A 23,295-nucleotide genomic window follows, 5' to 3' on the forward strand; every position below is an offset into this window, starting at 1 on the left:
CTTACAAAAAGCGATGTCGGCATGACATCGCTTTTTTTTATTTATACTGTATGGCCGAACTCCAGCTCAGCTAGGCTTTTTTTTAAAACAGTGCTGCCTTCCTGATCAATTTTGAGGCAAAGGATTTCCATTTCCGGGAAAGCCCGCTGAAGCCCTTCAGCCACTGCTGAAGCACTTTCCGACTCAGCAAGGCAGAGAACCGCCGGTCCGGCACCGCTTAAGGCAACTCCAAATGCTCCGAGTCCTGGTGCTGCTTTCTCTATGGCCTCCAAATGGGGAACCATTTTCTTTCGGTAAGGATGGTGGAATAAATCTTCACTCATCATCTTTCCTGCCAGGGAATAATTTCCGCTAAGCAGTGCTGCTACCATGACATTGCCGACTGCCCCAGCCTGTACGGCTTCTTTAAAAGACCATTCTTCAGGCAGGACTCCTCTGGATTCCTTTGTAAGGAGCTCTTCTTTTGGCACCACTGCTATAACTTCAAATTTTATATTTTTAATGCTTTGAACAGAAACCTCTTCCTCTGACATGCAGCCAATAACAAGGCCTCCGAGAAGGGAAGCTCCAGCGTTATCAGGATGCCCCTCCATTCGTGATGACAGTTCAAGCTTTTCATACTGGCTCAGTTGAAGATCACAAAGAGCGTCAGCCAATTCAATTCCCGCTACAATGGCTGCAGCGCTTGATCCAAGTCCGCGCGTTAAGGGAATATCACTTGCAATTCTAGCTTTGCATCCTGGAAGCTCTCTTCCATATTTCTTTGCGGTATCTATTGCAACTTGAAAAATAAAATTCGATTCATCTGCAGGGTAGATGCTTAGCGGCTCTGATAAAGGAATCATTTGAAACTTATCTGCCCTCTCGGCTTCAAGCGTCAAATATAAATTTAATGCGAGACCGATCGAGTCGAAGCCTGGCCCAAGATTTGCAGTGCTGCCCGGTACTTTGATGACAACCATTTCACCTTCGCTCATATGTGAACGGCTCCTTTAATATGATCCGCTACTGCTTTTTCATCATTAGGAAGCAAAACTGGCTGCACAGGGCTGCAATCAATGGCTGTATTAGGATCCTTAAGCCCATTCCCAGTCAGGATGGCCACAACCTTTGTTTTATGCGGAATCTCCCCATTGCGAAGCTGTTTATATATTCCCGCAAGCGAAGCACATGAAGCTGGCTCAGCAAAAATCCCTTCAGAAGAAGCAAGTTTACGATACATGCAAAGAATTTCTTCATCGCTGACCTCTTCAATCTTCCCATTTGATTCTGATAATGCTGCATTGGCTAAGAGCCAGCTCGCAGGATTTCCGATTCGGATGGCTGTGGCGATCGTTTCGGGATTTTCAAACACACGGTTATGAACGATGGCCGCTGCACCTTCAGCCTGTACTCCATGCATTTTTGGAAGACCAGTGCCTCGCAGCTCATTATATTCTTTGAACCCTTTCCAATAGGCAGAAATATTACCTGCATTGCCCACAGGCAGGGCAAGGATATCCGGGGCGCCACCAAGCTGGTCGCAGATTTCAAAGGCCGCTGTCTTCTGGCCCTCTAGACGATATGGATTAACCGAGTTTACGAGAGTAATAGGTTCTGTTTCGCTTATTTTCCGCACCATTGCCAGTGCCTGGTCAAAGTTGCCTTCAATAGATACAACTTCCGCTCCATACATAACTGCCTGCGCCAGCTTTCCCATAGCGATTTTTCCTTCAGGGATGACAACCACACATCTCATGCCGGCTCTGGCTGCATATGCAGCGGCTGCTGCAGAGGTATTGCCGGTGGAGGCACAGATGATGGCATCACTTCCTACTTCTTTCGCCTTTGCAACAGCCATAACCATGCCTCTGTCTTTAAATGACCCTGTTGGATTTGCTCCTTCCGTTTTCACATAAAGGTCAACGCCCCAGTCCCTTGAGAGTTTATCCAGCCTGATCAGGGGAGTGTTGCCCTCATTTAAGGTAAGCATTGGTGTATTTTCATTAACAGGCAAAAAATCTTTATATGTTTTTATAAGGCCTTCCCATCTCATACTCTGGCACTCCCTTCCACACGATACGAACTTTTGATTGTTTGGACTGCCGGTAAATCTCTTAAACTTACTAATATATCCTCATAATCCTTAAGAGATGCCTGGTGGGTAACCAGCACAATCTCTGCAAGCCCTTTTTCTTTTAAAGGAAGCTGCAGGATTTTTTCGAAGCTGACATGGTGCTCTGAAAATATGGATGTGATGTTTGCAAAAGTCCCTACCTCATCTTTGACATGCAATCTTAAGAAATACTTCGAATAAATTTCATCTGCACCTTTTAATTTCTTATCATATTGAGGGGCTACCGCGCTTTTTCCATTTACCCCAAGACGCATGTTTTTCATGACACCCACGAGATCCGATACCACTGCTGTAGCTGTAGGCAGACTGCCCGCCCCAGGTCCGTAGAACATTGTTTCCCCTACCGCTTCACCGTAAACATATACAGCATTATATTCATCCTGAACCGATGCAAGCGGGTGAGACTCGGAGAGCAAAGTCGGCTGAACGCTTACCTCCACCTTCTCCCCCTCCCGATGTGCAATCCCGATCAGCTTCATGGTGTATCCAAGCTGCTTGCCGTACTGCAGGTCCTCTTCTGTAATATCTGTAATGCCTTTAACCTTTACATCATCAAGGTCAATATTCATGGAAAAACCAAGTGTTGACAGGATAGCCATTTTCCTTGCTGCATCAAGGCCCTCCACATCTGCAGTCGGATCGCTTTCCGCATATCCCAGCTCCTGGGCTTCTTTCAGAACTTCCTCATAAGCGCTCCCATTCTTGCTCATCTTTGTCAAAATAAAGTTTGTTGTCCCATTCACAATTCCCATCATTTTTGTAATTCTGTCTGAAGCCAAACCATCTACCAGCCCTCTTAAAATGGGAATGCCGCCGGCCACACTTGCCTCATAAAAGAGGTCACACCCATTTTGCGTGGCAGCAGCCAGCAATTCAGGTCCATAAACAGCCATTAGGTCCTTATTTGCCGTCACCACATGCTTGCCATTATCCAAAGCTTTCTTTAAGTGATTTCTTGTTTCTTCTATGCCGCCCATTACTTCAATTACTACATCTATATCAGCATCATTTAAAATGTCTTCAGGATTTAGCGTCAGCAGATCCCTGTCCACTTTAACGGCTCTTTCTTTATCTGCATCTTTAACAAGAACTCTCTTTACAACAACCGGACAGCCGACTTGGTGCATGAGTTTATCCTGGTGCTTCTCAATGATTTGCACCACACCTGATCCAACTGTTCCTAATCCTAATAAACCGATTGAGATTGATTCCACGCTAGCTCCCCCTTCAGTGTTCGCTATGAAAATACATTTGTATTTGTATAGTAGACATTATAGGGCTCGAGCGGTGTTTTTACAATAGGCAATTTTCCGAAAATAATGAGTGGAAGCGCTTAACACACTGTTATATTGCGATTTTATTTTTTATTTTTTTTATCTATCAATAAAGGCACCCTGCTTTGGGGTGCCGTCATCACTTCTATTTGACTGGTGTCTTCGGTTTCTTTTCTGAAAGGACTAGATCAATGTTTTCCACACACAGCTGCATCATGGCATAGCGCGTTTCAATGCTGGCACTTCCGATATGGGGCATAGCCACTACATTCCTCAGCTCCAGCAGAGGGTGGTCTTCGCCAATTGGCTCCTCCGCAAAAACATCCAATCCTGCCGCTGCAATCTCTCCTGCCTTCAGTGCTTCATATAAATCATGTTCATTCACAACCGGCCCTCTTGAGGCATTTACAAAAACAGCCATGTCCTTCATCTTCTGGAAAGCATTTCGGTTAAATAAATTCCTTGTTTCTTCTGTCAAAGGAGTCAGGCAGACAACGAAATCTGAGCGTTCGAGCAATTCATCAAAGCTGACATATTGGGCTCCCAGTTCCTGTTCCGCATCCGGCTTCCTCGAACGATTGTGATATAATATCTCCATATCAAATCCAACTGCACGCTTTGCAACTGTTTTCCCGATATTCCCCATCCCTACAATTCCGATTGTTTTATGATGCACATCCTGCCCTGCCAAAAGCAGCGGACTCCAGCTCTTCCAATTGCCTTTCTTCACAAACTCAGCAGCCTCCACCATTCTGCGTGCAGCAGCAAGCACAAGTGCAAACGTCAGGTCGGCAGTTGAATCATTTAATACCTCTGGCGTATTGGTCACCGTGATTCCGAGACTTTTTGCTGTCTCAACATCCACATTATCATAGCCGACAGCCATATTGGCTATGATCTTCAGCTTCCCCCCTGCTTTTAGAACTTCCTCATTCACCGGCTCTGATAGCATAGTTAAAAGGGCATCTGCTTTTCTTGCCTCCTGTAAGAATACACCGTAAGGAACCGGCACATCTTCTCGATCCCACATTTCAACTCTGTACTTTTCTTTTAAAATGGCAATAACATCTTCAGGCAGCTTCCTGCTGATAAATACGTATGGTTTCATTAAAATATCCCCTCTTTACATTCTCAGCTTTATGTTCCATTCGCCAAGAAAGAGGCATTTCCCTGCCTTTTTTCAGCTCTTGATCCAATTCACCAGAGGAATCCTGAGCTTTTTGAAGGGGACCTCGGCAAATTCAAAAAATCCGCCCAGAAAACGCTCATGATCATCAGACTGCCAGAGATATTTCTGCAGGCGCTCCTGAAGCCCAAGCTTCTGCTGTTCAGAATCTGCACCATAATAATTTTCTATTGTTTCAAAATAATGGAGAGGAAATAATAGACGAGCGTAGTATAGCCGCCATGAAAAGGAGGATAATGGCCCTACACTTTGATATTCGGATAAAAATTGCCGCAGATCCGGCTGATACGTTTTTATATTATGGAAATATTTCTCTCTCGTCCATTCCGCCAAATCTCTGGATGAATGATCAAATACCCAGTCAAATGGGTTTTTCATATAATAACTGTCTCCCCAGGTGGCCGATGTTAGTCTTATATGACAAACGGTTCCGCTGTCTGCCAATCCGGGTTCGTCATCAAGCTCTGTATCCACAAGGTATTGAATAGAATTTTCAGCAAGCCCCATATAGTATGGAAACGACTCTAAAAACATTCTCTCAAAATCATTTTCAGGCTTTTGAAAGAGCATCTCATTCCACACCTTTTCCATTTGGTCCAGCCGCTGTTCCCAAAGCTGTTTCCACTGCCCGATTCTGCTCGTTTTTTTCACTGGAAACGAAATGCTCCTGCCTCTGTAATGGAACTTTGCCAGCTTTCGCCCAAACTGATTTTGTTTTCTGCTCAGTGTATGCCGATTAACCAGAATGCAAAAGCGGCTATCGTTCCAATCAATTGACTGATTACCTTCCTTCGTTTTCAAAAAAGTGCTTATGTTCCTATCCCCGCAATTGGAAAGGTGTTCAGCCATTTGGTCCAGTTCTTTGAGTTCTTCTTCATCTGTATGACCCGCAGGCACAAGCAAATAGAGCTGTCCCTGCTTTCGGCACGCATCATATTTTCCGATTCTCATCGTATCCTCTGCTTCTATGCCAAATTGTTCTTTCAAAAGTTTTCTAAACATTATACCACCTCATTTTAGAGAGATCCTTAAAGGATATATATGATAGAAGACTTTAAAACTTGTTGTTTTCTTGGATAAGACTGTGTACCTTGGAAATGATATAGGAAATGAAATTTTTCTGTTTCAGCGGCATCGGGCATATTTGATAAAAAAAGGGTATATACATAGTGGAAAGATCTAAAACACAGGACCTTACGCTAAGACTGGACTTTCACGCAATTATTTAATAACCAGAAAAGGTGAAGCCAATGAATGAAGAAAAAAAAGCAGTTAACGTTACAGAGCAGACAGCACGTAAATGGCTCCATGAAAGAGGGGTAGAAATTCAGGATATAGCTGATTTAGTGTTCTTCCTCCAAGAGAAATATCACCCCGATTTACAAATGAAAGATTGCATTCATAATGTTGAGCGTGTTTTATCAAAAAGAGAAGTCCAAAACGCCATTTTAACGGGTATTCAGCTTGATATGCTGGCTGAGGAAAAGAAACTTTTAGAGCCGCTGCAGTCGATTATCGCTACAGATGAGGGTTTATACGGAGCGGATGAAGTATTGGCCTTATCTATTGTAAACGTATATGGTTCCATCGGGTTTACCAATTTTGGGTATATCGATAAATTGAAGCCTGGCATTCTGAAGGATCTGAACGATAAGAGTTCAGGAAGATGCCATACCTTCCTCGATGATATTGTAGGAGCTATCGCTGCAGCAGCTTCGAGCAGGCTGGCACACAGTGCCGAAAATGCGGAATAAAAAAGGATGGAGAGCTTTTCTCCATCCTTTTCTATTTAAAGTCCCAATCCGCTAATGAATCGAGCACATAGTCAGGCTTTTTGTTATAACCCTTTAATAACTCTTTCGTTGTTACACCCGTATGGACAAGCAAGGTATCCATACCGGCATTCATTCCTGCTAAAATATCTGTATCATAGTTATCCCCAACCATCAGGGTTTCTTCCTTAGCTGTTCCCAGCACCTTTAAAGCCTGCTCCATGATTATCGATTCAGGTTTTCCGATAAACACAGGCTCTGTTTGTGTCGATACAGTGATGACAGAGGTTAGTGACCCATTACCCGGAAGCAGCCCTCTTTCTGTCGGAATAGCAATGTCTCCGTTTGTGGAAATGAATGCTGCTCCATTCCGGACAGCCAGACAGGCGATGGATAGCTTTTCATAGTTAATGGAGCGGTCAATCCCCACCACAACGTAGTCCGCATGCTCTTCAGCAAAGCTTAGCCCCTTTTCAGCCAGCGCTTCCCTTATTCCTTCTTCTCCGATTACATATACCGAAGCATCGGTTTGCTTTTCATATATGTAGTTAGCAGTAGCCATGCTCGTTGTAAAAACCTGCCCCTCTTCAGCAGGGATGCCAAACTTCACAAGCTTCTCCGCTACCTGGGCAGGTGTTCTGGACGAATTATTCGTCACAAACAAATAGGGCAAATCCAGTTCCCGAAGCATATTGACAAAATCAGCTGCCTCACTGATCAGCACTGTCCCGCGATACATGGTGCCATCTAAATCGATTAAGTATCCTTTATATTTTTTCACAGCCATCTCTCCTAAATGATCTTGCTTTTATTAGTATCCCTATTTTTTAACTGAACTATCGCCCATAAAAGCTATCTTAAAGGAACGTGGTGAATTGTGCAATTTTTCACTATTGCACGGATAAATAATACAGTAATTCGCGTAAAAAACCCTTGAACCGGAGTCCTCGCTTAACCTTGTTTTATTATATAATGACAGCACCCATCACCGGCAGCCATACAGGATTTGATATCAACATGATCAGCAGAAAGAAAATCTTTGATAAACTCTTTTTCAGACCTGCAGATTTGTCTAAATTCTTCTGCTGTTTCAATATACGGGCAATTAAACTCTTTGAGATGGACTTGGCCTTCCTCTATTCGCACTTCCGGCATAAAGCCTTCAAGCAGGAGAAGGTCCTCAAGCACCTGGAGCTTTTCTGAAAAAGACTTCCCGACTGTCTGAATCTCATACTGCTGTACGAGGCGGTTCTTCCTTCTGGAAAACAACTCTGTAATTAAATGGCCCTGCCCCATGCTTTTTAGTTCTGTTAATAATTCAACACTTAACTGCTTGTATTTTTTCGGAAACAGATCTTCGCTTTTTGCTGTTAGCTGGTAAAGCTTCGAAGGGCGCCCTTTTGTTTGCCTCTGGATTGCAGATTTAATAAAACCATCTTTTTCAAGTGCCTGAATATGCTTTCTGACGGCCATTTCTGATATTCCCAGTTCTTTGGCCATTTCCAGTATGGAAAGTTTCCCCGTTGTTTTAATCAACCCCAAGATCACTTCTTTTGTTGAATTTTCGCCAACATGCATGACATTCACCGCCCTTCTCTTTATTCAAACCTAATATGCTCCCTAGGTACAAAAGCGAGCGCCTGGATCAGATGAGCTCCAACTAAAAACCGCCACGTCCTGTGGCGAACGTTGAAGCCAGCACATCCTGTACAAGTCCGACAGGCATAAGACGAATCACGCAGGAAACCTTCCAAAGCAATCTTTGGTCGGGCGATGTATCGCTGACGTAGCGTTCCTTGTCCTGATTTCTGGAGTGATTTGGCTTATGACCCGAGGGGCTAGGCGCTGGAGCTAGATGCAAACAACCTTTCCACAGAGTCAGTTCCATTTTAAAGTTTCCTATACAGAGAAAAAGATCGGATTTCTCCGATCTTTATTGAGGTTTAAAAGCAGAAACCGGTCCCAGTTCATTGATTAGATACTCCCTGACCCTGCCAGGAAACTCTTTAATCATGGGCATATGACTGCTTATAGCTGTTATTAGGCCCTCATGATTGACGTCTGTGTAATTTTGGACGAGCATTTTACGATATGTAATGAACTGTTTAAAGCTATTGCTCATTTCTTTGCTGATAACCTTTTCGTCGTCAAGAATATCCACGATATCATCGTAGCTGCCTGGATCCCTCATGATAAAGCCGTCAATCATCGTATTTCCAGTATCAAGGATAGCTTCGATCATAATTTGGGCAATTCGTTCCAAGGCTGCCTTTTCAATAGGGGATGTCCACTCTTTCACTTCTTCAAAAAGGGAGATTTGCTGTTCCAGATAACTGAGTGTGTCTTCGATCTTTTCCCTGTCTACGAAATACATAATGCTTCCTTCCTCCTATGAAGATTTCAGGCTCTTGGTTAAAGTATCCGGCCGAGCGTAGAAATATCCCTGAGCTAAATCGACATTGTTTCTGGAGAGAACCGATGCCTCCCCTTCACTTTCAATTCCCTCGGCAACCACCAGTGAACCCGCTTCTTTCGCCACTAAAAGGAGACCCTTCAGCATGGATTCTTTTACCCTGTTCGTATCAATGCCTTTAATGACGGAACGGTCGATTTTTATTATATCCGGCATAATCTCACTTATGGAATTTAAACTGGCATAACCTGCACCGGTGTCATCCACAGCCACCCGAAATCCTAATGTTCTTAATACCTTTATATTGTATATAAAGTTTTCAATACCTTCAATGGGATCACGTTCAGTAATTTCAAGTGTGATCTGTTCAGGAGGAATATTTTTATAGCCGGTGAGCATTTTCTTTACATCCCTCACAAACCTTTCATTCCCTATTGTTATCGGGGTGAAGTTAATAAATATATCCTGGGTGCAGCCTGTCTTAGTTATCTGTTCAAGTGTTTTCTCAAGTACGATAAGCTCCAGATCATAAAGGCTGCCGGTCTGCCGTGCAATGGTAAAAAGCTGTAGAGGGCTTTCCAGGGAAGTGCCGCTCGGACCTCTTGTGAGCATTTCCCATGCCTTTACCTCGCCTGTAGCCACATTAATAATCGGCTGCGCCAGCATTTTGATATCCTTTTTAGCCACAATTTTATTTATTTTGTACATCATTTCATTAAACTCGGATCTGACTCTTTTTTCAGCCATTGCGAGTGCATGCTGATGGGCTTTGTAAACTGCTTCCTGAACAGACGAGTAATACTTCTTTTCAACAAACATATAACCCGCATCAATAACAGGCCTTATATGAGGTGTATCATTATGTATGTATTTTTCAGCTTCTTTGACAATTTTTTTCAGTGTTTGATCAATTTCTGTCACACAATCCCTGCCAGGGTCCACTTTCAATATCAAGGCAAGGCCATCACTATAATGATCATGCACGATAATGATTTGATTATCTTCAAGTTCCCGCTGAATGACTGCCAAAAATATCTCCTTAATGTTTTTTATAAACTGTCTGAAAGAAAGCTCACCCAGCTGTTCGGACAGGTCTTGCCAATTTTTAAAATTAAAAACAGCAACGGCCACTTCAAAACCTTGTTTCAGCACCAGATCTACTCCTTCTGCAACCGGGTCACGAATAATGAACTGAGGAGGGAAATACTTTATCTTATTTAAAGGAAGCATAAGTTTGCCCCAATTTCCAACAGGCTTAAATCTTTTTATGTAATGGTGGACCATACCTTTCATTCCTCTCAGGTGCCAGCTTTATTTTTGTATTGCCTATAAGCCTTTATTACTATGCTACCCTACCAGCTATTGTATCACAATATTTTGAATTGAGTATTTTTACCTTTAATAGAAAAAAATATATATTTAGCCATTCATGGGTGAAAAGATGATAAAAAGATTCATCCCCTTCGAACATAAACCTAACAAGGACATGCTATAATCGGTTATATAAAACAACTGAGGAGTGTTATATTTGGCAGAACGCTTTTTCTTATATGATGATCTTGAAGAAACAAAAACCAGATTTGTCAGCTTTATGGGAGAAAATCAGCGATTCGATTTGGCTATTGTCCGTTCCGATCGCTATTATGGCAAACAATTGGTCCTTGATATCCAAGGAAGCAGATTTGCCATTATAGGGGAAGATGATTTAAAGGAAGAAGGCTATCTCGAGCATGTTTTTCAGCTTTCTGAGGAAGATGCAGAGGAGCTTAAGTCATTTCTCATGGAAATTGTTTAATATACGATAATAAACAGATACTAAGGGAGAACCTATTTTGCTGGGTTCTCTTTTTTCTTCTTTAAAGACCCTGCTGCATATAACTTCCTAAGGAGTGATAGCATGGACGATAAAGAAAGACGCACATACACCGATTTCTCAAATGTGGAAACGCAAAGGAATTTCCTTATTCCCGAGGACTTGCCTGAAGGTGCCTATGGCTCTCCCAGAAATGCCGATGAGCCGGTAGAGAACAAAAGCACCCCATGGCGGGAGGGCCAGCGCTACTATAGTGCCTTCAACTATGAGTTCAAGTCCCTCCACCAGAACTTGCCGCGGCAAATGCCAGGGGCGCACCCGCCGCATGATGACCCTGATAAAAATGAAGAACCGCCATATACAGAGACTTAAAAAAGCGTATGTGCCCCCACAAAGGGCTAGACAGCACCAAAAAAGGGCCGGGTTCCCCCCTGCCCTTTTTAACTTTTCACTTTTTTCACAACAAAATAGGCACATCCGAAATTACAGAATTCGTAAAGATACTCGGTCAGAGTACTTATTTTTGTATCAAATGAAGCCTTTTGGTTCTGATCGTCGAAAAAGCCGCGGAGACGAAGCTGACCATATCCCCAGTCGCCAACTATATAGTCATATCTGGATAAAATTTCGCTGTATCTCCCTCGAAATGCTTCCTCATTGAAACCATTCCGTTCTTCATGAATCAATTCATAGCAGATGTTATTAATGCAGACCAATTTATTCACCTCATCTTAAAAAGCATATGTACTGGTATTATATTGGAAATCACAGGATATGAAAACAAACCAATATTTGTCCTAATTAAATTATAACTGATTCCCCATCAATTACTAAGAGAAAAAAATTCAGCAGTGGCAATTCTATAGATGAGGAGGTGTTTATAGTGAAAAAATCACTAATAATTCTTGGCATCAGCAGCATCGCTGCACTGACTGCCTGTCAAAACAATGCCGCAAAAGAAGATATCTATGAAGAAACCGGTCACACCATAAATGTAAATGACCAGCGTGCTGATTTATACAATAGGGATATGGGCAACGGCCGAAACGGCCGAAACAATATCGGTGAAGACTTCGGATATGTGCGTCATCAAAAAAGCCCAATTATGGGAGACAACGTTTCAGCGGATCACTATGCTGCCATTGATCGGGAGCAGGTTGCAGATATTATCGGAAAATATTGCACCGAAGTTCCGAATGTGGACGATATTTCAACTCTTGTAACAGATGAAGAAGTCCTGATCGTATATAACACGGACACAAAAAATCGCAATCAGACAGCTGATCAGGTGAAGAAGATGGCCATGTCTGTTGTCCCAAGATGGTATCATGTCTATGTAAGTGATGATACTTCATTAAGAAAAAATGTTGAAAACTATGCAACAGTTGATTCTGATGGACGAAATGCAGAAAATGGCATTAACCAGTTAATTAAACAAATGCTTAAATCTCCTCAAGGAGAAAGAATGAGTGAGAGTGAAAATGAAAACGGTGAAATGCAGGGCGAAAGAAACGATGATATAGATAAAGATGATCTGGGAGAAACCGTCAAAAAAGCAGGAAATCGTTAACCAAGAAAAGCGGAAACAGTCATCGACGTTTTAAATTTTGTACTTCCTTACTTTGAAAAAAGAGTCCAGCGATGGCGCTGAACTCTTTTTTTCATCTTATGCTTCCTGGATTTCCTTTTCTCCCATAAGCTGCTTTTGCTTGGATGCGGCATTTACCTGCTCATCAGCATGATAGGAAGAGCGGACAAGCGGGCCTGCTTCACAATGGCTGAATCCTTTGCTCATTGCAATGTCCTTCAGCTCCTGGAATTCTTCAGGTGAATAATATTTCAATACCTTAAGATGTTTCTTAGAAGGCTGCAAATATTGTCCAATTGTCATAATGTCTACATCATGAGCACGGAGATCATCCATTACTGCAATAATTTCCTCTTTTGTTTCGCCGAGCCCGATCATCAAGCTGGATTTTGTAGGGATATCCGGCTGCATTTCTTTTGCGCGCTTTAAAAATTCAAGAGAACGCTTATACTTCGCACGCGCTCTAACTCTTGGAGTCAGACGCTCGACTGTTTCGATATTATGGTTAAGAATATCAGGACGGGCATCCATAAGCATTTTCAGGTTTTCATACACACCGCCCATGTCTGAAGGCAATACTTCAATTGTAGTGAACGGGCTTTTTCTCCTGATGGCACGGACCGTTTCTGCGAAAACAGCAGCACCGCCATCCTTTAAGTCATCTCTTGCTACCGCTGTTACAACCGCATGCTTTAAGTTCATGAGTGCAACAGAATCCGCCACTCGTTCTGGCTCCTGAAGATCCAATTCAGTCGGCAGGCCCGTTTTAACTGCACAAAAACGGCAGGCACGCGTACAAACATCCCCAAGAATCATGAACGTAGCAGTCCTTCTTACTGCCCAGCATTCATGAATGTTGGGACATTTAGCTTCTTCACAAACAGTATGCAGATTCTTTTCCCTCATCATTTTTTTAAGGCCAGTATAATTTTCATTTGTGTTTAACTTTATTTTCAGCCATTCCGGCTTTCGCAAGTACTCTTCTTTTTTGCTCATTTTCCCACTCCTTAAAAGACTGAAGCTAGACGTGTAGAAAAGCGGAGGCGCCTTGTTCACCCCCGACAAGCACAAGACGAGCCTCACAGAAAGGCGTCCTTTGCCTTTTGGGGAGGATGGGCTTGTGACCTCGAGGGGGTAGGCGCTGGAGCTAGACAGTAATCTAATTTCAGAATTTATACATTCTTGCCAATTAAAAAAGCCAGTCATAAGCAAATTCCGACTAAGCTGATTAGGCTTCACCTGATGCCACTTTATCATAATGAATTGAAGAGGACAAGCCGAAGTTTCTGGTATTACCATTAATTGATATTTATTAAATTATCTATTCCTCACAAACTAAATAAGCAGACCATAAAAGAAGGGAGGATTTCCGTGCGGATCTTATTTACCGCAGCTGCGGCCTTATCGTTTTTTCTGATTTCCTTATGCACAGTCAGCGCCCAGGAAAATCAAGCTGATGTATATAAACAAAGAATGACCTTATATAAAAAAGTTGAAGCTGTTACGAACATTCCCTGGTATTACATAGCGGGGATTGATCAGTATGAACGGAATGTCCGGCAATCCAGAAGGGATATTCCCAAAGCTGAAGGCATTACAGGCATCTATTTCAAAACTGAAGAGTGGGCGGGGATCTTGAATCCAGATCCATCCGATGAGAATCCTGCATCCATTCAATTTTTCAACGGAATAGGAATGGACGGGGACGGGGACGGAAAAGCCAGCTTGAAAAGTGATGAAGATGTTCTTCATTCCTTTGCCAATTTCCTTCTCTCCTATGGTACAGACCATGAAAATTTAAAAATTGGATTGTGGAATTATTATAAGCGTGATAAAGCTGTCGGCATCATTATCGGCAAAGCCCAGATATATAAGCAGTTCGGCCGCCTTGATCTTGATGATCACGCCTTCCCTGTCCCCTTGAGGAGCAATTACAGCTACAGAAATACATGGGGTGACGCAAGAGGATGGGGAGGAAGACGGATTCATGAGGGAACCGATATTTTCGCTGATTACGGGGTTCCCGTCCGGGCTACATCCTATGGAATAGTGGAAATGAAGGGCTGGAATAAATATGGCGGATGGAGAATCGGCATCCGTGATATTAATAACAACTACCATTATTTTGCCCACTTAAGCGGATTTGCAAAGGACCTCAGGGTTGGACAAATTGTTGAACCTGGTATGATGATAGGAGGGGTAGGAAGCTCTGGCTATGGGCCTCCGGGTACATCAGGCAAATTCCCTCCCCATCTCCATTATGGCATCTACAAAGACAATGGCTATACTGAGTGGTCCTATGATCCCTATCCTCATTTAAGATTATGGGAAAGACAGGATCGGATAAAAGCCAGGAAAAAATAAATATGAATAAAGGACTGCCCTTTTAAACGGACAGTCCTTTGTTTATATTATTTAGCTTTTCTAGCTTTAGATACGGCATTTATGATACTTGCTGCAAGACCGCCCCAGATAATGAGCATCCCAACCACCATCATTGTAATTGCACTTCCAGACATTATTGAGATACCTCCTTCTTTTCAGGGATTTCAAGCGTATTTTTCTGCCATTTGATTGACATGAAGACAAAGCCCAGAATGATGGCTCCTATTGCAACACCCCATCCTGAATATAACAGGAAGCTGGTCGGGTAGCCTTCATAATTATCCTTAATGTTTGTAATGATATTTTGAACCATCATGTAGCCTAAAACGATTGGGGTAATGAAGCCTAAGCAAACTCTCCACCAGCCGCCTAAGCGGATATCAGACATGCTATCCGCATGGTTTTGAAGGTTTTTAAGTTCTTTAAGCACCCAAGCTACAATGACAACCTCAACCAGGCCGGCAAGCGCCACACCGAATTGGTTGATGAAATAATCAGCCGCATCAAGGAAGTATAAGCCGCCCTGAGTAGCAAATAAGATGGAGATAACTGCCGATAAACCTCCGCCAAATAGAACAGCTTTTGTACGGGAAGTCTTGAATTTGTCCTGTACTCCAGCAACGAAAGTCTCAACGATAGAGATTAATGAAGATAATCCCGCAAGCACCAGACAGATAAAGAACAGAGAGCCGAATAAGCCATTTAAGGCAGGGAATTCATTAATAATCTGCGGAAATACAACAAACGCCAAACCAACACCTGCCGTAACGACTTCACTGACCGGAACCCCAGCTTGGTTAGCCATAAATCCAAGTGCAGCGAATACTCCGATACCTGCTAGCAGTTCAAATCCTGAGTTAGCAAAACCAGTAATAAAGGCATTATTAGTAATATCCGTCTTTTTAGGAAGGTAACTTGAGTATGTTACCATGATGGCGAAAGCAATGGATAAACTGAAGAAAATTTGCCCATAGGCTGCAACCCATACTTTCGGGCTCGCAATCTGGCTCCAGTCAGGCTTGAAGAAAGCATCAAGTCCCTGTGCAGCGCCTTCTAAAGTTAATGCGCGAACAACAATAATAAAGAATAAAATAACAAGTGCAGGAATAAAGATTTTGTTCGCAATCTCAATACCTTTCTTAACACCTTTGAATAGAACACCCAGTGTGATAACCCACGTAATGACTAATGGAATGAATACGCCTGGAACGATTGACCCAACCTGGCCAGGAGCTTCAGCTAAGTTAAGGTAGCTTCCAAATAAGAAACCTTCCGGATCATCTCCCCATTTTAAGCTGAATGAAAAGCCAGCAAATGACATAGCCCAAGCAATAATTACGGCATAATAAGTTGAGATGACAAATGATACGGCAACCTGCCACCAGCCAAGCCACTCGTACTTTTTACTGAGTCTTGCATAAGAAAGCGGTGCTGACCCCCGGTATTTATGGCCGATCGTAAACTCCATGACCAGCAAAGGAATCCCCGCCGTTAATAATGCAAATAAGTATGGAAAGAAGAACGCTCCTCCTCCATTTTCATAGGCCACTGCCGGGAATCGCCAGATGTTTCCCAAGCCGACAGCCGACCCTACAGCAGCTAAAATAAAGCCTGCCCTTGTACCCCACTGCGGACGATTATCCATAGTATTTCCTACCCCCTGTAAATATTCCCAATTAAAAAGAACAATGGGAACTTTTTATATTTTCAGATAATTAAATCTAACTAAGCCTAGTATAGCTAGTTTTTGATAATCTGTCAAAACATTATTTTAGGCATAATAATATTTTTCAAAATAATATGTTTTAACACACTGCTAGAGTAAAGCAACTAAGAATATTGATATACTCCTATTTTGATTTCATTTGAAATCCACTTACCAAGAGTTATTTCACCAAAGCTGATCAATTCATTATTTGTCCTCACCTCCTTAGTAAAATTTATTCTCAAAAGCTAAAAACTTTCGCGATTTATTCAGAAAATTCTAAATAAAATTGACGTAATGCCAAAATTAACCTTGTTTGGTTTTCCAGGTCCCGGGAATATAACCAGTGTGCTTAACCATTACCAAATTTAGCATAAAGCATTACAGAGGAGGTTTTACAAATGGATGCCAATATTATCGGAGTTTATAATTCACAAAGGGAAGTAGTAAATGCCATTCAAGAACTGCAAAATGACGGATACCCTGTTCAGGATCTATCCATCATTGGGCAGACAGAACACCTGGATACGTCTCTTGAAGATAAAACCGGTGTTCATACAGAGACCTTCGAGACTAAAGATAGAGACAGCGGTGAAAGCGCGGGATTCTTAAATAGTCTGGCATCATGGTTTGATGATGATCGTATGAGCAGCGACTCTGCAGGTGAAAAGTTCAGGGAACTGGGCATGACAGATGATGAAGCACGCAAGTATGAAACTTATGTCAACGAGGGAAAAATCATTTTATACAGCGATCGAATAGATACTGCAACAGGCTTTACCAATGCCGGAACGGCTGAAGCCAATGTGGACAGCACTTACACTGGGGGATATAGCCAGCAGAGAAAACCCGCTGAAGAAGATGAACAATCATTAAAACTTCGGGAAGAACAGCTGGATGTGTCAAAAGAACGTGTTCAAGCCGGAGAGGTTGAAATCCATAAAGACGTTGTGGAAGAACAAAAAGCAATTAATGTACCTGTAGAGCATGAAGAAGTGTATGTAGAAAGAAGAAAAGTGGATGATCAAACTGGTGCAAGCACCTCACCTATATCAGATGAGGAAACAATCAGGATCCCAATTACAGAAGAGCGTGTAGAAGTCTCCAAAAAGCCCGTTGTCACTGAAGAGATTATCGTAGGCAAACGGGAAGTTCAGGAAACGCAGCAGGTTAAAGAAAATCTTAAGAAAGAAGAAGTACATCTTGAAGGCGGCCGTGAATATGTTACTGACGATGAAGACTTAAATCGTTCTCTTAATGGAAGAAATAATGACAACCTATAATTAAAAGGGTCCCTTCCGGGGGACCCCTTTTATAATGATGAATGAACACAAAAAAAGGCCTTCTCAAAGAGAAAGCCTTTTTCTATAGGTTTAACTAGCCCTATTTTCCTGCCAGGCTTCTTTTTTGCCACGGCCAAGGAAAGCAAATGCCGCTACAAGAACAGCCACTGTAAGTAATGCGATAGCAGTGCTGCCAGTAAACCCGACGATTAAATAACCAATAGCTGCGATCCCTGCTGAAATCAAGGCATATGGAAGCTGAGTCATCACATGGTCTATATGGTTACAGCCTGCCCCAGTTGAGGAAAGAATCGTTGTATCGGAAATCGGTGAACAATGATCTCCGAAAACCGCTCCAGCAAGGACAGCTGACATAGCCGGCAATAACAGCGTGATATCCGTTGCTGCAGCAATGTCTCCAGCAATCGGAAGCAGGATGCCGAAAGATCCCCATGAAGTTCCCGTACTAAAAGCCATAATGCCTGCTATGACAAAGAGTAAAAATGGAAGCCAGGAAGTGCTCATATTGGAGCTTTCCACAATACCAGCCAAATATTTTCCAGTTTCCAGACGGCCGATCAAATCAACAATCGCCCAGGCAAACAGTAAGATATAAACAGCTGGAAGCATGGATTTAATGCCTTCCCATACCCCTGCTCCAAAAACATTTGCGTTAACTCCTTTTAAAACATATGCCTGTCGAAGGAATAATGCAATAGAGACAAACAAACCAATTAGGCCACCAAGGATAAGAGACTTTGAAACATCTGTGTTTTCAAAGATTTGCAGTAGCGTCGCATCTCCTTCAACCGCTTGGGATCCCGTCCAAAGCATTGCACCTACTGTACCAATGACAAGGGCAATAATCGGATACACAAGATCCCCAACCGATCCTTTTGAACTTGTTGGAAGGTCGTCTTTGAGTTCACCAGGTGCAGGCTTCTCAGGATCCATTACAAGCCCCTCTTCAACTGCACGCTTCTCATGAACCTTCATTGGCCCAATTTCCATGCCTCTTAATGCTACAATAAACACAATAGCAAGTGTAGTCCATACATAAAGATTCATTGGGATCATTTGAATGAATGCCGAGAAAGCGGAATACTCGGTCACATTATGGGCAGCAAGGATAGTTCCAATCAGCGCAATAATATATGCTCCCCAGCTTGATACTGGAGAAACCACACAAACAGGTGCTGAAGTCGAATCAATCAAATAAGCAAGTTTCGCCCGGGATACACGCTGGCGGTCTGTAATCGGTCGTGAAATCTGGCCGACTGCCAGAGCATTGAAATAGTCGTCAATGAATATGATAATACCTAAAACAGCTCCGACAATCTGTGCGCCTGCACGGGTCTTGACACGCTTCATCGCCCATTCTCCAAATGCGCGGCTTCCGCCTGAAATAGATATAAATGCAGTAATAACTCCTAATACAAGCAAGAATAGAATAATATATACATTCCAGGTGTTCAGCTCTCCGTCTGAAACAAAAATTCCCTTTACAGCATCCCAAATGATGCTGAATGTTTCTGTGATGCTAAATTCAGCCAGCAATAATGCGGCTGTGACGATCCCCACTCCCAATGACAGCAATACGCGCCTGGTCAGGATAACCATGGCGATTGCTACCAAAGGCGGCAGCAGGGAGAAAATCGTGTTTGCCATTACTTGTCCTCCTCTTGTTTTTTTGGATCACTCCATTAAAGGCGTGTCCGTTTTTCAATCAGGGGAACAACAAGGATGATGACAGAGTCAAAATAAAAAAAGAGTAACGATAGAGAAAAATCTATCATTACTCTTTTGAAGTAATTAGTTTCTCCATCACGATCTGTAGCTCCCCATTATGAAGGCTTTGACAAAGTATATTCATACTTTCCCCTCATAATGACAGTGTTACTCCTATTTGAAGTAACCCCAGCAAGATTAGTTCTGACTCACTAATCATGCTTCGGCAACATTCCCTTTCGGCTGCGGTCTTAGTTGTCATCCTCGCACAGCGTACTCTTGAATCTTGCGCCTCTACCCCATCGGATATGATAAGGTTTTTATGAAATTATATTGAAATTTTATCAAAATACTAATCTATTTGCAAGTGTTATTGGCCGGCCGGTATTTCTATTGAAGGTGAGGTGCCCCCTCCGCCATTGTAAAATTGCGGGACCTTTCCCGGGTAAATGCCATAAGCGGCCAGTACATCCTCCTGTACAGTGATAATTTTAGTGGCAAAGGGAATAATGATTTGAACCTGCACATCCAGACGGACCAGTACCTTTACTTCAACATTATTAATGCCGTGATCCTTTGTTTCAGTTATAAAATTGGAGGTAACAGATCCAACTGCATTAAATTTTACCGGTATCCGGGGACCCAAGTTTCCGAGGAGCGCATTATTGGTTGCCTGGCCAAGCGGCACGTAATAAACAATTCCATTTGTATTCTGCATTTGTTCCGTGTTAATTTCCACGTCTGTAAAGGACTCCAATGCATCCAAATCGCCCTTTTCCGCCTTTTTAATATTATCCTGAACCAGTTCGGTTACTTCCGCTTTGACCCTGTTCAGCTTTTCCACATTAATGCTGACAACACCGCTTTCACTTGCTTCAAACATATCTTCCAAATCCATCACATTGGTAATTTTTTTATTAATCGCATTGTTTATCACCAATGATGCGATTTTCCTTGTCTGTGAATCGGCATAGCTCATGAGTGTGGGCTTTAGCCCTTCGTTGATAATCCATAGGCCGGCAGCTGTTGAGATGACGAAAAATATAAAGGTCAATAGAAATACATAACGAAATGGCAGAGGACCTTTCCGGGGCAGCCGGCCGCGAAATTTTGCCAAAACAAATCCCCCCTTTACAAGCTATATGTATGCTGTAAAGGAGGGAACTAGGCTCAAAAATCCAAAATAGTTTATTGTTGTACAAAAGTCGTATCGCATCCTATAATGACAGAATTCAATTCAATCCTCAAATCTGCTTCATATGGCTCGACATTCCTGCCTTTTTCTTCAAGTACGCGTATGACAGGCCTATCACTCAGACCCGCGTTCTGCCGGCAGACAACGCCTTTCCGGCCATCATTCAGCTCGACTGTAACTCCCACAGGATATACAGCGACCGCTTGACGAAAAACTTCAATTATCCTTTTATCAAATAACTTTTCTGCCCCTGCATATAAAATCTCCAGACCTTCATGCGGAAGCATAGCCTGTCTGTAAATACGATTTGATGTTACTGCATCAAATACATCGGCAATCGCAATAATCTTGCCGAAGTCATGTATCTCGTCTCCCTCAAGGCCGCGCGGGTAGCCGGTGCCATTCAAACGCTCATGATGCTGAAAGGCACAATGTGCAACAAGGAGCGGAATCGTCTCTACTCTTCTTAATATATTAAATCCAACTTCAGGGTGCTTCTTTATTGATTCAAATTCTTCCGCTGTCAATTTACCCGGTTTCAAAAGAATATCTGCTGGCACCTTCATTTTCCCTACATCATGGAGAATAGCACCTAGCCCCAGGATTTCAAGTTCCTTTGGCAGGAGCTGAAGTTTCATCCCGATTGCCAGAGAATAAAGGGTTACATTCAGGGAGTGTGTGAAAATATAGTGGTCATATGTATAAACATCTGATAGGATCGTAAGCAGCTCTCTATTTCCCCTTATTTCACCGATGAGCTGACGAACCAGCCCTGATAGCCGTTTAGAGGCTTTCTCAATCACTAAAGAGCCTGATAGATCTTTATTGGCTTCTACACCCTTCAGAACCGATTCTATGGTTTCAATAGCCTTCGTTCGCATTTTGGCAGTCAGAGGGTCCTTATATTGAATATCCTCAGTGCGCCAATCCCTGATATACACATAAGTAATACCCATTTCCTGCAATTTGTATATTAATTTATCAGCCAGCTCCACACCTTCATGCAAGAGGACCTGACCCTTGTCATTATATATAGCCTTGGCCAAAACGCTGCCAGTCTCAATTGTATTGGTTGCTGCTAATCTCATATGTATCTCCCATATCCTTTTTTCAGTGCTACTTTATATTTCGGGTATAATTTGGTTTTATTTACATTATACGACAAAATTCCAGCATTGGCGGAAGTTCTCAAATTTTTTATGAAAATGGATTCTTATGCCGTTTTTAAGGATAACTTTAATGTGCTTTTCTATACTCCGGGGCTTTTTTACTCAATTATGTTTTTTAGGTGCGGATAAAAAAATTTATGTGCGGATAGCCGATTTTTTCCAGATAAAATAGTTTGTGTCCGTAGAAGCTCTTTATATAAATCCAATAAAAAAGACATCCCTATCAAGGGCATGCCTTTAGATCATTTTAAGAAGTGCATCTCTTCCTATCGTCCCTTTAATAATGCCCAGTTCCTCTGCTTCATATGTGACAGATTCAAGGGGGGCATCTAACAGCTGCTCTATGGTTTTTACGCCGACCGCCCTGCCGGCAATTACTTTGCGGTCCTTAAGCTTCTCATTCAGCAGAGCTACATCAAGGGCGCCGCACATGATATACCCTTTATCATTCGTTACCACAAGCAGATTGGTCTTCGGCAATTGCACCGATACACTCAAAAAAGTATGGCCTTCTATATCAATCGGTTTTAAATCAATCATACTTGCCGCCACTCCTTTCCTTTTTCCTTACACAATATGTACGGACAAGGAAAAGGGTGAAAGTGCCTGGCACCTATACCCGTTAGCTGAAGTGGTATAGGTGCCTGGCACCGCTTAAAATAAATCAAGCTGTCTGGGAGCGAGCTGCTGGTATTCGATATCAAGAAGTCGGATCATTTGTTTAGCATTGTCTGCCGCATCACCGCCAGAGTTATTATTGAAGACAACGAATACATTTTTACAATTTTCCTCAAGCTGTCTTAGATGTAACGCCCATTCAGCAAGTTCTTTTTCGTTATACCGGTAAAGATAGCGGACCTCTCGCCAATTGTCTCCATTCTTTTTCTGCCAGCCATGAAAATTTCGGCCATGAAACCGGACAAGCACCTTATCAGGATGGGTTGTTTCCAGGACAGTTGGAACAGAACCCTCACCAGCTTGCGGTTCGTCACAGATGCTGTGAATCCAGCCTTGTTCTCTCATAAATCTTAATGTGCTTTCCTTAAACTCCGGCCGAAACCACGATTGATGCCTGAATTCCAGGGCACATGGGATATCCCCCATCTGCTCTTTGCACCAGCGAAGATAGTCGACATTGGCTTTTTTGCAGTCAAACCATGGCGGAAATTGAAACAGCACCATAGCCAGTTTGCCGGAGTGGATATAAGGCTCCAATGAGCCTATGAAAGCTTCAAACATTTCTTCTTTGCTTTCAAAAGGGATTTCGCCTCTCTGATGACCGGTCATGCCCTGGTAGGCTTTTACTATAAATTGAAAAGACTCAGGCGTGTCCTTTACCCATTTGGAAGAGTTGCGCTTTGGCTGAACCGCATAAAAAGCTGAGTCCACCTCCACAGTCGGAAAATGGCCGGCGTACTCCTTTAATTTATCCCTCGGCGATATATTGCCTGCATAAAGGCTATCATGGTCGCCCCAGCCTGTTACGCCTATGATAATCATTAAAACACCTCCGTTTTTTGCCATAAGTATTTTAAGAATAAATAATTCAAAACCGCATTGGCTTATTATCGCAAAGGGTTATATCTTCACTTTAGCAATTTAATCATTAATTTTCCAAATATAATCAGTTTCTGCCCTTCAGCAGCTTCTTATCATTTAAAAACCCGC

24 protein-coding genes and 1 riboswitch are annotated in these 23,295 nt (G+C 42.6%); of the genes, 6 read left to right on the forward strand and 18 right to left on the reverse strand.

The genetic code is table 11. The annotated features are described in order from the left end of the window. Nucleotides 1–41: 41 nt before the first annotated feature. The 5 genes from thrB to yutH form a co-directional block, all read right to left on the reverse strand. Nucleotides 42–977 (reverse strand): homoserine kinase, encoded by a 936-nt coding sequence (thrB, locus tag DFO72_RS19735; protein WP_113883616.1) that lies wholly within the window; start codon nt 975–977, stop codon nt 42–44. Further along, nucleotides 974–2,035, reverse strand: coding sequence for a threonine synthase (gene thrC, locus DFO72_RS19740; RefSeq protein WP_113883617.1), 1,062 nt, complete (start codon nt 2,033–2,035; stop codon nt 974–976). The genes thrB and thrC overlap by 4 nt, the downstream gene beginning before the upstream one ends. Beyond that, on the reverse strand, nt 2,032–3,330 hold the full coding sequence (locus DFO72_RS19745; RefSeq protein WP_113883618.1) for a homoserine dehydrogenase: 1,299 nt from the start codon (nt 3,328–3,330) through the stop codon (nt 2,032–2,034). The genes thrC and DFO72_RS19745 overlap by 4 nt, the downstream gene beginning before the upstream one ends. A 205-nt stretch (nt 3,331–3,535) precedes the next feature. Then, nucleotides 3,536–4,498, reverse strand: coding sequence for a 2-hydroxyacid dehydrogenase (locus tag DFO72_RS19750; RefSeq protein ID WP_113883619.1), 963 nt, complete (start codon nt 4,496–4,498; stop codon nt 3,536–3,538). Nucleotides 4,499–4,570: 72 nt separating this feature from the next. Continuing rightward, the gene (gene yutH / locus DFO72_RS19755; protein WP_113883620.1) at nt 4,571–5,578 is read right to left on the reverse strand and encodes a spore coat putative kinase YutH; all 1,008 of its coding nucleotides are present in this window, start codon (nt 5,576–5,578) and stop codon (nt 4,571–4,573) included. Between the two features lie 248 nt (nt 5,579–5,826). Here yutH and DFO72_RS19760 point away from each other — a divergent pair, with 248 nt between their 5' ends. Further along, on the forward strand, nt 5,827–6,330 hold the full coding sequence (locus DFO72_RS19760) for a phosphatidylglycerophosphatase A family protein (RefSeq protein ID WP_113883621.1): 504 nt from the start codon (nt 5,827–5,829) through the stop codon (nt 6,328–6,330). Between the two features lie 31 nt (nt 6,331–6,361). Here the strand turns inward: DFO72_RS19760 and DFO72_RS19765 are convergent, their stop codons facing one another. The 4 genes from DFO72_RS19765 to DFO72_RS19780 all read right to left on the reverse strand — a co-directional run bounded on the left by DFO72_RS19765 (nt 6,362) and on the right by DFO72_RS19780 (nt 9,991). Beyond that, the gene (locus DFO72_RS19765) at nt 6,362–7,129 is read right to left on the reverse strand and encodes a TIGR01457 family HAD-type hydrolase (protein ID WP_113883622.1); all 768 of its coding nucleotides are present in this window, start codon (nt 7,127–7,129) and stop codon (nt 6,362–6,364) included. A 170-nt stretch (nt 7,130–7,299) separates the two neighbouring features. Then, a complete protein-coding gene (locus DFO72_RS19770; RefSeq protein WP_113883623.1) occupies nt 7,300–7,926 on the reverse strand; it encodes a helix-turn-helix transcriptional regulator in 627 nt (208 codons plus the stop codon). 355 nt (nt 7,927–8,281) lie between these two features. Then, complete coding sequence (locus tag DFO72_RS19775) at nt 8,282–8,722, reverse strand: DUF86 domain-containing protein (RefSeq protein WP_113883625.1); 441 nt, start codon at nt 8,720–8,722, stop codon at nt 8,282–8,284. A gap of 15 nt (nt 8,723–8,737) precedes the next feature. Continuing rightward, a complete protein-coding gene (locus tag DFO72_RS19780; protein WP_243856216.1) occupies nt 8,738–9,991 on the reverse strand; it encodes an EAL domain-containing protein in 1,254 nt (417 codons plus the stop codon). A gap of 298 nt (nt 9,992–10,289) precedes the next feature. On the opposite strand from DFO72_RS19780, the gene DFO72_RS19785 reads away from it, so the two are divergent. Next, on the forward strand, nt 10,290–10,556 hold the full coding sequence (locus tag DFO72_RS19785) for a DUF3055 domain-containing protein (RefSeq protein ID WP_009331714.1): 267 nt from the start codon (nt 10,290–10,292) through the stop codon (nt 10,554–10,556). Between the two features lie 102 nt (nt 10,557–10,658). Then, on the forward strand, nt 10,659–10,946 hold the full coding sequence (locus DFO72_RS19790) for a cytosolic protein (RefSeq protein WP_113883627.1): 288 nt from the start codon (nt 10,659–10,661) through the stop codon (nt 10,944–10,946). Nucleotides 10,947–11,014: 68 nt separating this feature from the next. Here DFO72_RS19790 and DFO72_RS19795 read toward each other — a convergent pair whose 3' ends face one another. After that, nucleotides 11,015–11,290 carry a YutD family protein gene (locus DFO72_RS19795; protein WP_113883628.1) on the reverse strand — a complete coding sequence of 92 codons (276 nt, stop codon included), beginning with the start codon at nt 11,288–11,290 and terminating at the stop codon, nt 11,015–11,017. 167 nt (nt 11,291–11,457) lie between these two features. On the opposite strand from DFO72_RS19795, the gene DFO72_RS19800 reads away from it, so the two are divergent. Beyond that, complete coding sequence (locus DFO72_RS19800) at nt 11,458–12,144, forward strand: YhcN/YlaJ family sporulation lipoprotein (RefSeq protein ID WP_113883629.1); 687 nt, start codon at nt 11,458–11,460, stop codon at nt 12,142–12,144. A 96-nt stretch (nt 12,145–12,240) separates the two neighbouring features. Here the strand turns inward: DFO72_RS19800 and lipA are convergent, their stop codons facing one another. Then, entirely contained in the window at nt 12,241–13,158 is a 918-nt protein-coding gene (lipA, locus tag DFO72_RS19805; protein ID WP_113883630.1) for a lipoyl synthase, read from the reverse strand. 375 nt (nt 13,159–13,533) lie between these two features. Between lipA and DFO72_RS19810 the strand changes: the two genes are divergently transcribed. After that, nucleotides 13,534–14,526, forward strand: coding sequence for a M23 family metallopeptidase (locus DFO72_RS19810; protein ID WP_113883631.1), 993 nt, complete (start codon nt 13,534–13,536; stop codon nt 14,524–14,526). Between the two features lie 47 nt (nt 14,527–14,573). Here the strand turns inward: DFO72_RS19810 and DFO72_RS19815 are convergent, their stop codons facing one another. Together DFO72_RS19815 and DFO72_RS19820 are read right to left on the reverse strand one after the other, a co-directional pair. Further along, nucleotides 14,574–14,681: a methionine/alanine import family NSS transporter small subunit gene (locus DFO72_RS19815; RefSeq protein ID WP_113883632.1), complete on the reverse strand. Its 108-nt coding sequence runs from the start codon at nt 14,679–14,681 to the stop codon at nt 14,574–14,576. After that, nucleotides 14,681–16,192, reverse strand: a complete 1,512-nt coding sequence (locus tag DFO72_RS19820) for a sodium-dependent transporter (protein ID WP_113883633.1) — start codon at nt 16,190–16,192, stop codon at nt 14,681–14,683. The genes DFO72_RS19815 and DFO72_RS19820 overlap by 1 nt, the downstream gene beginning before the upstream one ends. Nucleotides 16,193–16,653: 461 nt before the next feature. Here DFO72_RS19820 and DFO72_RS19825 point away from each other — a divergent pair, with 461 nt between their 5' ends. After that, a complete protein-coding gene (locus DFO72_RS19825) occupies nt 16,654–17,535 on the forward strand; it encodes a YsnF/AvaK domain-containing protein (protein ID WP_113883634.1) in 882 nt (293 codons plus the stop codon). 90 nt (nt 17,536–17,625) lie between these two features. Here the strand turns inward: DFO72_RS19825 and DFO72_RS19830 are convergent, their stop codons facing one another. From DFO72_RS19830 to DFO72_RS19850, 5 genes are all read right to left on the reverse strand, one after another. Continuing rightward, complete coding sequence (locus DFO72_RS19830; RefSeq protein WP_113883635.1) at nt 17,626–19,203, reverse strand: Na+/H+ antiporter NhaC family protein; 1,578 nt, start codon at nt 19,201–19,203, stop codon at nt 17,626–17,628. Nucleotides 19,204–19,361: 158 nt separating this feature from the next. Continuing rightward, a riboswitch (Lysine riboswitch) is annotated at nt 19,362–19,568 on the reverse strand. Nucleotides 19,569–19,633: 65 nt separating this feature from the next. After that, entirely contained in the window at nt 19,634–20,380 is a 747-nt protein-coding gene (yunB, locus tag DFO72_RS19835; RefSeq protein ID WP_113883636.1) for a sporulation protein YunB, read from the reverse strand. Nucleotides 20,381–20,451: 71 nt separating this feature from the next. Continuing rightward, the gene (locus tag DFO72_RS19840; protein ID WP_113883637.1) at nt 20,452–21,546 is read right to left on the reverse strand and encodes an HD-GYP domain-containing protein; all 1,095 of its coding nucleotides are present in this window, start codon (nt 21,544–21,546) and stop codon (nt 20,452–20,454) included. Between the two features lie 318 nt (nt 21,547–21,864). Then, nucleotides 21,865–22,167 carry a YunC family protein gene (locus tag DFO72_RS19845; protein ID WP_113883639.1) on the reverse strand — a complete coding sequence of 101 codons (303 nt, stop codon included), beginning with the start codon at nt 22,165–22,167 and terminating at the stop codon, nt 21,865–21,867. 114 nt (nt 22,168–22,281) lie between these two features. Then, nucleotides 22,282–23,127 carry a DUF72 domain-containing protein gene (locus tag DFO72_RS19850; RefSeq protein WP_113883640.1) on the reverse strand — a complete coding sequence of 282 codons (846 nt, stop codon included), beginning with the start codon at nt 23,125–23,127 and terminating at the stop codon, nt 22,282–22,284. Nucleotides 23,128–23,295 lie beyond the last annotated feature (168 nt).

Origin of the sequence: Cytobacillus oceanisediminis (genome assembly GCF_004366035.1) — a bacterium.
GTDB lineage: Bacteria > Bacillota > Bacilli > Bacillales > Cytobacillaceae > Cytobacillus > Cytobacillus oceanisediminis_C.